Annotated in this window: 9 protein-coding genes; all 9 read left to right on the top strand. The window is 42.9% G+C overall.

What is annotated here, in order from left to right; all coding sequences use genetic code 11:
- Positions 1 to 102: 102 nt before the first annotated feature.
- Positions 103 to 1,731 (top strand): bacillithiol biosynthesis cysteine-adding enzyme BshC, encoded by a 1,629-nt coding sequence (bshC, locus tag N0M92_RS01655; protein WP_260284192.1) that lies wholly within the window; start codon positions 103 to 105, stop codon positions 1,729 to 1,731.
- 343 nt (positions 1,732 to 2,074) lie between these two features.
- The gene (mraZ, locus tag N0M92_RS01660; protein WP_034313914.1) at positions 2,075 to 2,506 is read left to right on the top strand and encodes a division/cell wall cluster transcriptional repressor MraZ; all 432 of its coding nucleotides are present in this window, start codon (positions 2,075 to 2,077) and stop codon (positions 2,504 to 2,506) included.
- A 52-nt stretch (positions 2,507 to 2,558) separates the two neighbouring features.
- On the top strand, positions 2,559 to 3,491 hold the full coding sequence (rsmH, locus tag N0M92_RS01665; RefSeq protein WP_034313911.1) for a 16S rRNA (cytosine(1402)-N(4))-methyltransferase RsmH: 933 nt from the start codon (positions 2,559 to 2,561) through the stop codon (positions 3,489 to 3,491).
- A gap of 32 nt (positions 3,492 to 3,523) precedes the next feature.
- On the top strand, positions 3,524 to 3,880 hold the full coding sequence (gene ftsL / locus N0M92_RS01670; RefSeq protein ID WP_101224576.1) for a cell division protein FtsL: 357 nt from the start codon (positions 3,524 to 3,526) through the stop codon (positions 3,878 to 3,880).
- A gap of 2 nt (positions 3,881 to 3,882) precedes the next feature.
- Positions 3,883 to 6,039, top strand: a complete 2,157-nt coding sequence (locus tag N0M92_RS01675; protein ID WP_260284193.1) for a penicillin-binding protein — start codon at positions 3,883 to 3,885, stop codon at positions 6,037 to 6,039.
- Positions 6,040 to 6,155: 116 nt separating this feature from the next.
- Positions 6,156 to 8,078, top strand: coding sequence for a stage V sporulation protein D (locus N0M92_RS01680; RefSeq protein ID WP_260284194.1), 1,923 nt, complete (start codon positions 6,156 to 6,158; stop codon positions 8,076 to 8,078).
- Between the two features lie 158 nt (positions 8,079 to 8,236).
- A complete protein-coding gene (locus N0M92_RS01685) occupies positions 8,237 to 9,709 on the top strand; it encodes a UDP-N-acetylmuramoyl-L-alanyl-D-glutamate--2,6-diaminopimelate ligase (protein ID WP_260284195.1) in 1,473 nt (490 codons plus the stop codon).
- A gap of 316 nt (positions 9,710 to 10,025) precedes the next feature.
- Positions 10,026 to 11,003, top strand: a complete 978-nt coding sequence (mraY, locus tag N0M92_RS01690; RefSeq protein ID WP_192203963.1) for a phospho-N-acetylmuramoyl-pentapeptide-transferase — start codon at positions 10,026 to 10,028, stop codon at positions 11,001 to 11,003.
- On the top strand, positions 11,004 to 12,356 hold the full coding sequence (gene murD / locus N0M92_RS01695) for a UDP-N-acetylmuramoyl-L-alanine--D-glutamate ligase (protein WP_260284196.1): 1,353 nt from the start codon (positions 11,004 to 11,006) through the stop codon (positions 12,354 to 12,356). It begins immediately after the preceding gene.
- Positions 12,357 to 12,509: the final 153 nt, after the last annotated feature.

Below are 12,509 nucleotides of genomic sequence, written 5' to 3' on the forward strand. Positions count from 1 at the left end.
CATCGCATCAATTTTCTGCTGCTGGGCAACTTCTTTTGTTTTCTTAAACCGGAATGTTATACTCTAAAAAGAATTGTAGTTGCAGAGAAAGGGAGAACAGAAATGGAGATGAAAGATCTCGCGTTACCATCTTTAAACCGTTTTGCATCGGACTATTTACAAAACCGTCTTGAAACGGAGGATTATTTTCACTATGACTTGTCTAAGCCTGACATTTATCTCAATAGATATAATGAATTGATGAACCGCTCTTTTTTACGTGATGAATTGTCGGATTACATACAACAATACATGTCTCGTTTTTCAACCAGTGAGACAGTTAAGGCGAATATTGCAAGGTTGCGCAGGGATGATTCCGTTGTGGTGATTGGAGGACAGCAGGCTGGGTTATTATCAGGGCCGCTGTATACCATTCATAAAGTGATTTCGATCATTAAGCTTGCGGAAGAACAGGAAAAAGAACTGGGGCAGCCAGTCATTCCAGTTTTTTGGATAGCTGGAGAAGATCATGATTTGGCTGAAGTCAATCATGTTTATGTTATGAAAAACGGTAAACCCGATAAGAAATCCTATCCTTCCTATCAGCCTTATAAAACAATGGTTTCTGATGTAGAGCTGGAAACGGATAAGGCTGAGAAGTGGCTTGAGGAAATCATTGAAACTTATGGAGAAACGGCCTTTACGAATAAACTCCTGATTGATATGAAGGAAACCATTAAGCAATCGAATACTTTCGTTGACTTCTTTGCCAGACTGATTCATGAATGGTTCAAAGAATATGGCCTTTTACTAGTTGATGCCGGAGATCTGGAGTTAAGGAGAATTGAGAAGGCATACTTTGAATCGATGATCAATGAAAGTGGACGGATTGCTGAAGTGGTCGAGGAACAGCAATCATTCATGCGTGCGAAAGGGTATGCAAAAATGATTGAAATGGATAATCGGGCAGCTAATTTATTTTATTATGATCCAGAAAAAAAAGATCGATGTTTACTCGAACGTGTAGAAGGCGGTTTCAGCGGTAAAAACGGTGAGGTATCATTTACCAGGGAGGAACTCTTGCAGATTGCCAAAAATCATCCAGAACGATTAAGCAACAATGTCATTACACGCCCGCTCATGCAGGAAATGCTTTTCCCTGTATTGGCTTTCGTTTCTGGACCAGGGGAAATAGCCTATTGGGCAGAATTAAAAAAGGCATTTGAGTTGTTTTCCATGAAGATGCCCCCAATCATTCCTAGGTTAAACATCACGCTGGTAGAGCGCAATATCCATAGCGACCTTGAAGAAATGGAACTCAGTTTGGAAACTGTTCTGACCGAAGGAACCGCTAATGCTGTGAAAAGTTACCTTGATTCGGTGAAAGATGAGACGATTGACACCCTGTTCGGGACACTGAAATCACAGCTTGAAGAGAACCATGAAAAGCTATTTGCCCACGCTGTCTCTTTAGATAGAGCACTTGAGCCGATGTTGAACAAAAACATTGAATTCATTCAAAAGCAATTGAATTTCATGTATGGCAAAATCGGTGACCGTACAAAGGAACGGCATTCTGTCACATTGAAAAAATATGAACGGATCGCAAATTCACTGTACCCTCTTGGATCACCCCAGGAGAGGATTTGGAATGTGGTTTATTACTTAAATCAATACGGGCCAGAGTTCGTACGGGATATGATGAAACTGGAATACCGGTTCAATAATCAGCATAAATTGATTTTTATTTAGAAAAACCATCCGTTTTGGGGAAAAGTGGCGGACACATCATTTTGAATAAGGTTGCCACAAACCAATCCTGCCGGAGGGATTAAAAATGTAAAAAAGACAGGTGCTAAAGCCTGTCTTTTTTTCTGTTTCCTGGGCACTTATCAGGTAGTCTCTTCGACAGGAATGGTGGGGCTGCGTCTTAGTCTGAGTCCGTTCGAGGGAAGTGCACGTTTCTGTAAATAATTTGGCTAAATAAACTTAAGTAGAAAAGAAGGGAATTTTTACTTGGAAGGAGAAAGTAAAAACAAGTGGAGAAAGGTGGGGGAATGTGGTACATTGAGATTAGAATGTGGGGGTATTGGGTATGTTCATGGGAGAGTACCATCATAACATCGATATAAAGGGCCGTTTGATAGTCCCAGTGAAATTCAGGGAAAATCTCGGGGAGCAATTTGTCCTTACCCGCGGACTCGATCAATGTTTATTTGGTTACCCTATGGAAGAGTGGAAGCTGCTTGAAGAAAAGCTGAAAGCCCTGCCTTTAACAAAAAAAGATGCCCGAGCCTTTACCCGTTTTTTCTTTTCTGCAGCTACAGAATGCGAAATTGATAAACAAGGGCGAATTAATATCCCCACGCCGCTTACTTCATATGGCCAATTGGAAAAAGAATGTGTAATTCTTGGTGTTACCAATCGTATTGAGATTTGGAGCAAATCCCTTTGGGAAAACTATTTTTCAGCTTCTGAGGATTCTTTCGCTGAGATAGCAGAAAATATGATTGGCTTTGATATTTAAGGCTGCCCCCAGAAATAGGGTCACTCAATAACCGATTGGAAGGATGTCTAACATGTTTCAACATACAACAGTGTTATTAAAAGAGACGGTTGATGGATTGAACATCAAACCTGATGGAATTTATGTGGATTGTACTTTAGGAGGAGCCGGTCACAGCGAATACTTACTTTCACAGCTCTCTGACAAGGGAAGGCTTTATGCTTTTGATCAGGACGAAACGGCGATTCGGAATGCTAAGGAAAAATTGGAAAGCTATGGCGAACGTATTGTTCTTGTTCCTAATAATTTTAAATACTTAAAAGAAGAGTTGAATGCCCGCGGAATCGAGAAAGTGGACGGGATCCTATATGATTTGGGTGTTTCATCCCCACAATTGGATACACCAGAGCGTGGTTTCAGCTATAACCATGATGCACCATTGGATATGAGGATGGACCAAAGTGCTGCCATTTCTGCCTACGATGTCGTGAATACTTGGTCATTCCATGATTTGCTTAGAATTTTCTTCCAATATGGCGAAGAAAAGTTTTCGAAACAAATTGCCAGGAAAATTGAAGCGGCACGTGAAATAAAACCGATTGAAACGACCTTCGAGCTTGTGGAGTTAATTAAGGATGGGATACCAGCCCCGGCAAGACGTAAAGGCGGACATCCTGCGAAACGAGTGTTCCAAGCTATAAGAATCGCTGTGAATGACGAACTTGGTGTCTTTGAAGATTCCTTGGAGCAAGCCATATCGCTTTTGGATAAAGAAGGAAGAATATCTGTCATTACATTCCATTCACTAGAAGATAGAATTTGTAAAACGGTATTTAAAAAAGCCAGCAGCATGCCGGACCTTCCGCCTGGACTTCCAGTTATCCCGGATGAATTCAAGCCAACTATGAAAATAATTACGAGAAAACCGATTTTGCCATCAGAAGAAGAATTGGAAGGGAATAATCGTTCCCGGTCGGCTAAGCTAAGAATCGCCGAAAAGCAATAATCACAGAAAAAATCAGTAGAGGGGGAACATGAATGAGTTCCATAGCCAAAAAAATACAAGAACAGCAATATGAAGACCAACAGCAGCAACAGACGCACCAAACAGTGGTCATCCGTAAAGCGAAGATATCCATTGGTGAAGTTTTCTTACTATGTGCCCTTGCTATCATGGTTACCTTTATGGGAGTGAAAATAGTCTCTAATCAAGCGGCCATCTATGAAACGAATAAAGAAATCCAGCTAGTGGAAACGTCGATTGAAGAACAGGGTAAAGTGAATGATGATTTGAAAGTGCAGGTTGCTGAACTTAGTACATACGAAAGAATCTGGAAAAAAGCTGCAGCGCTAGGGTTCAAGTTAAATGAGAATAATGTGAAGGGTGTGCAGTGATAATGCAGAAACAAAAAAATATGAAGCATGGGGCAGCCGGATTATTCTTCTTATTCGGCCTGCTCTTTTTTGTGTTAGTCTGCCGCTTTTTGTATATTCAGGTGACAGGTACAGCAGGCGGGGAGGTATTGGCTTCAAAAATCGACAAGAAATATGAAAAAAAACAGGTCATTGAAGCAAAAAGGGGAAGCATACTCGATACTAAAGGTGAAGTCATCGCCGAGGATACTTCCTCCTATATCTTAAGGGCGGTACTCAGTGAAAAGGAGCCGGAGCATGTCAAGGATCCGGAGATGACTGCGAATAAGCTTGCTAAATATATCGACATGGATGAACAGGACATCTATGAAAGACTTACGAAAAAAAAGGCATACCAGGTGGAGTTTGGCAGTGCCGGCAAGGATTTGACTCAGGTCACAAAGCAGAAAATAGAAAAATTGGAACTACCGGGTATTACATTCGGAAGGACCAATAAACGTTTTTATCCTAATGGGATTTTTGCTTCCCATCTGATTGGCTATGTAGAAAAGGATGAAAAAACGGGAGAAATGGCTGGTAAATTCGGCATCGAAAGGTACCTCAATAAAGAATTGCAGGAAACGGATGGGAAGCTGACATATGACAGTGACTCATGGGGCTTCCTCTTACCTGATAAGGAAGAAAAGGTTGTTGCTCCGGATAATGGCAATGATGTCATGCTTACAATCGACAAGAAAATACAAACATTCTTGGAAGACTCGATGAGCAAAGTGCAGGAAAAATACGATCCTGAACAAATCATAGCGATTGTCTCCAATCCGAAAACGGGGGAAATCGTGGCGATGGGGCAAAGGCCTACCTTCCATCCGACAACGAAAGTCGGTCTTACGGATACTTGGCGGAACCTGGCTATTGAAGAAACCTTCGAACCGGGATCAACCATGAAAACATTCACCCTTGCCGCGGCTGTTGAGGAAGGGGTCTTTAATCCGAATGAAAGCTTTGTCGCTGGAACCTATAAAGCCGGATCAGGGAAAATCGGAGATCATAGCGGAATCGAAAGAGGGAAGAGCATGACCTTTCTTGAAGGGGTTCAACGTTCCTCCAACGTCGCTTTTGCTACTCTTGCAATGGATAAGATAGGAGCGGATACTTTCCGTGAGTATTTGACTAAGTTCGGATTTGATAAAAAAACGGGAATTGACCTGCCGAACGAGATAACTGGAAAAATTCAATACAAGTATAAGCTTGAAAAAGTTACTACTTCCTTTGGACAGGGTTCGACCGTTACACCGATTCAACAAATCCAAGCTGCATCCGCAATAGCCAATGACGGGAAAATGATGCGGCCGTACGTGATAAAAAGCATTTCTGATCAGGATACTGGAAAAATTCTGAAAACAACTAAGCCGAAAGTTACAGGGCAACCGATTTCGGCAGAAACTGCAAAACAAGTGCGTGATTATTTGGAAACGGTAATTTCCGCGAAAAAAGGAACAGGGAAAAAATATGCCATTGAAGGATATGAAGTAGCGGGGAAAACCGGTACTGCACAAATTGCGGGGCCGACAGGTAGATATTTAGAAGGGAAAAATAACTATGTGTTCTCCTTTCTAGGCATGGCTCCAAAAGATGATCCACAGTTGGTCATGTATGTGGCGGTCAAGCAGCCGAAGTTAGGTGTATCTTATGTTGGGGCTGATCCATTGTCTGAGATATTTAATCCTGTCATGCAAAATAGCCTGCAATATCTAAACATAAAACCTTCTGAGGTGAAAAAACAAAAAGCAAATAAAATCGTGGACTATGCGAATCAAACCGAGAGTTCGGCTGTCAAAGAACTGAAGGAGCTTGGCTATGATGTAATTACGATAGGAAGTGGACGTAAAGTGCTCGATCAATCCCCAAAAGCGGGGAGCGTACTCTTACAGGGTGAAAAGGTAATCCTCAGGACGGAAGGCGAAATGAATGTTCCTGACATGAAGGGATGGTCCCTGCGCGATGTTATGAAGTTGGCTAAGGTTGCAAAACTGGATCTAAAAACTGAAGGTACTGGATATGTGAGTAAACAAAGTCTTGAGCCTGGGAAAAAAGTAAAGGAAGGAGAGACATTCAATATTGAATTATCCCAGCCTGAGGGGGCTGGTGAAGATATACCGACAAAAGGGAAAACAGAGTGAAGATAAAGAGGGGATCCAAATGGATCCCCTCTTTAATTCTTTCAAACAAAGTTTGTAGTCTAGCATCGAGTAGACAAGCATATATTGAAGCATGTATGAAATGGAGGTGCCTGTTTTTGCGTGTTTCGAATGTTACTGTCCGAAAACGGCTGGCAATCGCATTGGCGATCGGTATCGTTGTTTTTTTTATCATTGATATCCGATTGGGAATTGTACAGTTTTATCTAGGGGATAAGTTGACGGGGCTGGCTAAAGATTCCTGGAGCAGGAATATTCCTTTTGAAGCCAAACGAGGAGAAATTCTGGATCGGAATGGTGTTGAGCTGGCAACGAATATATCTGCACCAACAGTCTATGTCATCCCAAGACAGATTGAGAATCCTGGGGAGACTGCGGAACAGCTTGCTTCAATATTGGATATGACAAAGGAAAAGGCTTATCAATGGTTAACGAAACAGGCGATGAGCGTCAGAATTCCGGAAGGCAGAAAGATATCTCATGAAAAGGCGAAGGAAATTAAAGCATTAGGGATAAAGGGCGTTTACATCGCTGAGGATTCAAAGCGTCATTATCCATTTGGTGAATACCTTTCGCATGTTCTTGGCTTTACAGGCTCTGACAATCAAGGGTTGATGGGTATTGAATTGTCATATGATAAGGAACTAAGCGGGGAAAAGGGATTCGTGAAATTTTACTCCGATGCTAAAGGGAAAAGACTTGAAAATATGGCCGATGACTATAAGCCCCCTGTTGATGGTGATAACTTGAAGCTAACCATCGATAGTAAAATCCAGACAATTGTGGAAAGGGAGCTCGATAATGCGGAGGCGACATATGATCCCGATGGTATAATTGCCATTGCGATGGACCCGAATACAGGGGAAATACTGGCAATGTCAAGCAGGCCAACCTTCGATCCGGCCAACTTCCAAAATGTACCTTCAGAAGTGTATAACCGTAATTTACCAGTTTGGAGTGTATATGAACCAGGTTCGACTTTTAAGATCATCACGCTTGCTGCGGCGCTTGAGGAAGGGAAGGTCGACTTACAAAAGGAACATTTTTACGATTCCGGACATGTGGAAGTGTCAGGGTCTACACTGCATTGCTGGAAAAGAGGAGGACATGGGGACCAGACTTTTCTTGAAGTCGTCGAGAACTCATGTAACCCTGGTTTTGTAGAATTAGGGAACCGGCTTGGTAAAGACAAGCTGTTTAAATATATAAATGATTTCGGGTTTGGGCAAAAGACAGGGATTGATTTAACCGGAGAAGGAAAAGGAATCATGTTCAACATGGATCAAGTGGGTCCGGTTGAGCAGGCAACGACAGCGTTTGGACAAGGTGTAGCCGTAACGCCCATTCAGCAGGTGACAGCGGTATCGGCGGCTGTGAATGGCGGAACTTTGTATACACCTTATATCGCGAAGGAACTTGTTAATCCAAAAAATGGGGAAGTACTGATGCGAAAGACCCCACAGGCGAAGAGAAAAGTGATTTCAGAAGCGACCTCGAAGAAAGTCCGTGAAGCACTTGAATCCGTTGTCGCCCAAGGTAGCGGTAAAGGAGCATTCGTGGAGTCGTACCGAGTCGGCGGGAAAACGGGTACAGCCCAAAAAGCTGAAAATGGCAGATACCTTGAAAATAATTATATTCTCTCATTCATTGGGGTCGCTCCAGCGGATGATCCGCAAATCGTCGTTTATATAGCTGTGGACAATCCTAAAGGAACGGTACAGTTCGGCGGGGTCGTTGCCGCACCGATCGTTGGGAATATCATGGAGGATTCACTTAGGGCCATGGGCGTTAAGCCAAGGAAAAACCAGATTGAGAAGGAAACGGTCTGGACGGATCCGGTCATGGTCGAGGTACCTGACGTTGTGGGTATCAGCAAAAAAGAGTTGCAAACCCAGCTCATCGACCTTAAGCTGGATATTTCCGGAAATGGGGATAAAGTCATAAATCAAGCCCCCGATCCAGGTGTTAAAGTAAAACAAGGCTCCACAATAAGAATTTATCTTGGCGAAAATACAGAATAAGTATAATATAATATATGAATAGTTAAAGCGGCTGAAGAATCATCAGCCGCTTTGTTTACGGAGTCGGGATAACCCCGTATAATTGAAATTGGTTTCTCGACAAGCCAAGGCTAATCACATATAATGAATCCTCAAATTAAGTTGAGAGGGATGGAAAAATGAAGCTTCACAAATTACTATCTTATTTACACTCCTTATTTACGTATGAAGGAGAAAATCCTGAAATCACCTCCATTGAAAATGATAACCGTAAAGTCATAGACGGAAGTTTATTTGTTTGTATAAAAGGTTATACAGTCGATGGTCATGATTTTGCCCGACTTGCTGTAGAACATGGAGCTGCAGCAGTCATTGCCGAAAGGCCGCTTGACCTCGATGTTCCCGTGATCATAGTCAGGGATTCGAGCAGGGCGATGGCGGTGCTTGCCGATGCATTCTATGGCCATCCAACTCAAAAGATGCGCTTGATCGGAATTACAGGTACGAATGGAAAGACGACGACCAGTCACTTATTGGAAAAAATTTTCGAGGATCGACAAGAAAAAACAGGCTTGATTGGCACGATGTATACAAAAATTGCCGATACGGTATATGAAACTAAGAATACGACGCCAGATAGCGTTACGCTGCAGAAGGCTTTTCATGAAATGGCCGAAGCATCCGTTACCACTGCGATTATGGAAGTTTCATCGCATGCACTTGAACTTGGACGCGTCCATGGCTGTGATTATGATATTGCCGTCTTTACGAATCTCACACAGGATCATTTGGATTTTCATAAAACCATGGACAGATACAGGCAGGCAAAATCCTTATTTTTCTCACAGCTAGGCAATGCTTACATAGAAAATCGTCCTAAATATGCTGTGCTTAATGCCGATGATGAGGCAACAGCTGATTTCATTAAAGCGACTGCTGCTACAGTCGTAACATACGGCATAGACAAAGAAGCAGATATCAGGGCCAAGGATATACAAATTGATGCAAATGGCACATCGTTCACCTTGACAGCAGGCAAAGAAGAGCGTTACATTCAGCTGAAGCTAATTGGTAAGTTCAGTGTTTATAATGTGCTCTCAGCAATCTCAGCTGCTTTGTGCGCCGGTAACGATCTAGATGAGACAATTAGATCCATCGAGGATATAAAAGGTGTAGCAGGCCGTTTTGAGCTCATTACAGCGAATCAGAACTTCGCTGTCATTGTTGACTATGCCCATACTCCGGACAGTTTAGAAAATGTTCTAAAGACTGTTGGCGAGTTTGCCAGAAAGAAAATTTTCGTGATAGTGGGCTGCGGCGGGGACCGCGACAAGACAAAGCGTCCCATCATGGCCGAAATTGCATGCAGCTTGGCGACTGACCCGATTTTCACTTCGGATAATCCGCGCAGTGAAGATGCTGCCCAGATCCTCCGGGATATGGAAGCTGGTGTAGCAGGCAAAGAATATACCGTTATTGAAGATCGCAGGCAGGCGATAGCTTACGCTGTTACCAAGGCGGAAGAGGGCGACGTTATATTAATAGCCGGAAAAGGTCATGAAACCTATCAATTGGTCGGTGACGAAGTGCTTCACTTCGATGACCGTGAAGAAGCGGAAAAGGCGATTCAAAGTCGTCTGGGTTCAATTTGAACCAAAGCTGAAATTGCCTTTGCGAAAAATAAGAAAGGCTCTTTTCGTAAAGATTGTTGTTTTTAAAAACTAAACGATTTAAGGTTGATAGAGCGCAAGTGCGAGACTCCTGCGGGAGCAGCGGGACAGGTGAGACCCCACAGGCGTTTACGCCGAGGAGGCTTACCGCCCGCCCCGCGGAAAGCGAGCATCTGGAGGGAAATCAACCACACCGCTTAACATGGTAAATAGCAACAAAGTATGCGAAAACAGCCATAAGAAAAGACATCAAGCAGATTTTTATATTTGAATTGTGTTAGGAATGAGGGAGTAAGGAATGTTGGAACAAGTGATTTTTTATACGATTTTGGTGGCGTTTTTAGTAACCGTTCTTCTTTCGCCGATTTTCATCCCGTTTTTAAGAAGATTGAAATTCGGGCAAAGTATTAGGGAAGAAGGCCCACAATCGCATCTGAAGAAAACCGGCACACCCACCATGGGCGGTTTGGTCATATTATTATCTGTCACCATCGCTACACTAGTCATGACTTTGAAATTTTCGTCACCTTCAACCGAAACGTATTTATTATTATTCGTTACTTTAGGTTTTGGTTTATTAGGTTTCCTGGATGATTTCATCAAAGTGGTCATGAAGCGAAACCTAGGATTGACTTCCAAGCAAAAACTGCTTGGACAAATTGTGATTTCTGTCATCTTTTACTTCGTTTTTAAGCAGACAGACCGTTTTAATCCAGAATTGACGATTCCAGGTACTGACTTTGCTTTTGATTTTGGCTGGTTTTATCTGTTTATCGTTATTTTCTGGCTCGTAGGTTTTTCGAATGCCGTCAATTTGACGGATGGGCTTGATGGACTTGTCTCAGGAACATCTGCCATTGCCTTTGGTGCTTTTGCCATTTTGGCCTGGAGTCAGTCACAATATGATGTCGCTATTTTTTCAGTGGCGGTTGTCGGTGCAGTACTCGGATTCTTGGTATTCAATGCACATCCAGCAAAGGTTTTCATGGGGGATACGGGTTCCTTGGCCCTTGGGGGGGCGATCGCAACCATCGCCTTGTTAACGAAGCTTGAAATCCTCCTGGTGATCATCGGCGGAGTCTTCGTGATTGAGACGCTCTCGGTCATCCTGCAGGTAGGATCTTTTAAGACGACTGGTAAACGTATTTTTAAAATGAGTCCGCTTCATCACCATTATGAGCTTTCCGGCTGGTCGGAATGGCGCGTCGTCGTGACTTTCTGGACAGTGGGGCTGCTGTGTGCGGTACTCGGAATCTATTTAGAGGTGTGGATATAATTGAAAGAGACTGCAAAGTATTCAGAGAAAAAGATATTAGTATTGGGGTTGGCAAAAAGCGGAGTGATTGCAGCTTCGCTTCTACATAAATTAGGTGCTTTCGTGACGGTTAATGACATGAAGCCATTATCGGAAAATCCTGAGGCTCAAGGACTTCTTGAACAGGGAATCAAAGTCATCTGCGGCAGTCATCCGATCGAGCTTCTTGATGAGGGTTTCGAGCTGATCGTGAAAAACCCGGGAATCCCCTATCGGAACCCTATCGTAAAAGGGGCATTGGAAAAAGGGATCCCTGTTATCACGGAAGTTGAACTGGCCTATCAGATAAGTGAGGCACCTTTCATAGGAATCACTGGTACAAATGGGAAAACGACCACGACAACATTGATATACGAAATGTTGAAGACCGGTGAAAAATCCCCGCTGGTTGCCGGTAATATCGGGACAGTGGCTTCTGGTGTTGCTGAAAATGCAAAACCCGATGATTCGATCGTCATTGAATTATCATCGTTTCAGTTAATGGGAATAGACGAATTTCGTCCTGAAATCTCAATCGTGACAAATTTGTATGATGCACATTTGGATTATCACAGTTCCAAACAGGAATATGTCGAAGCAAAAGCTGCCATTACGAAAAATCAAATAGCCTCAGATTTCATGATTTTTAATGCAGATCAAGATCTGGTTTTGTCCATGGCGAAAAAGACCAAGGCTGAACTTGTTCCTTTTTCAGCTGAAGTGAAACATGAGAATGGAGCCTATGTGGAAGATGGTGCCGTCAGTTTCCGAGGAGAAAAAATCATTGAAGTTTCTGAGATAGCCCTTCCTGGTAAGCACAATTTGGAAAATGTGCTTGCGGCCATCTCAGCGGCCAAACTGAAGGGTGTAGCTAACGAAGCCATTCAGACTGTACTGAAAACATTTTATGGTGTGGAGCACCGTCTGCAGTTTGTGGCAACGATCGATCACCGTAGATTTTATAATGATTCGAAAGCGACGAACATTCTAGCAGCATCCAAAGCGCTAACTTCCTTTACGGAACCTGTCATCTTATTGGCGGGCGGTTTGGATCGCGGAAATGAATTTGATGAGTTGAAACCGGCGATGGAAAATGTCAAAGCCGTGATAACTTTTGGTGAAACGGCAGAAAAAATTGAACGGGTAGCCAAAGAATTAGGAATAGCGAATATAAAACGTGTCGATAATGTAGAAAAGGCCGTACCTGCTGCATTTGAATTTTCAGATGAAGGCGACTGCATTCTTCTCTCCCCGGCTTGCGCAAGCTGGGATCAATATAAAACTTTTGAGCAAAGAGGAGACATATTTATGGAGGCCGTGCATAAACTTAAGTAAGAGCTTTCGCAGAGAGAAGTTAACTTGCTTCTACGTTGACACCATGGAAAAAAGCGATAATGAGCCGTTATCGCTTTTTTTTTGACTAAAGTGCTGACAAGCAATCAGCATTGATGTTTTATATTCGCAGGCTCGAAAAACTTCCTAGAGGTG

The organism is Peribacillus aracenensis (assembly GCF_025175645.1).
GTDB lineage: Bacteria > Bacillota > Bacilli > Bacillales > DSM-1321 > Peribacillus > Peribacillus aracenensis.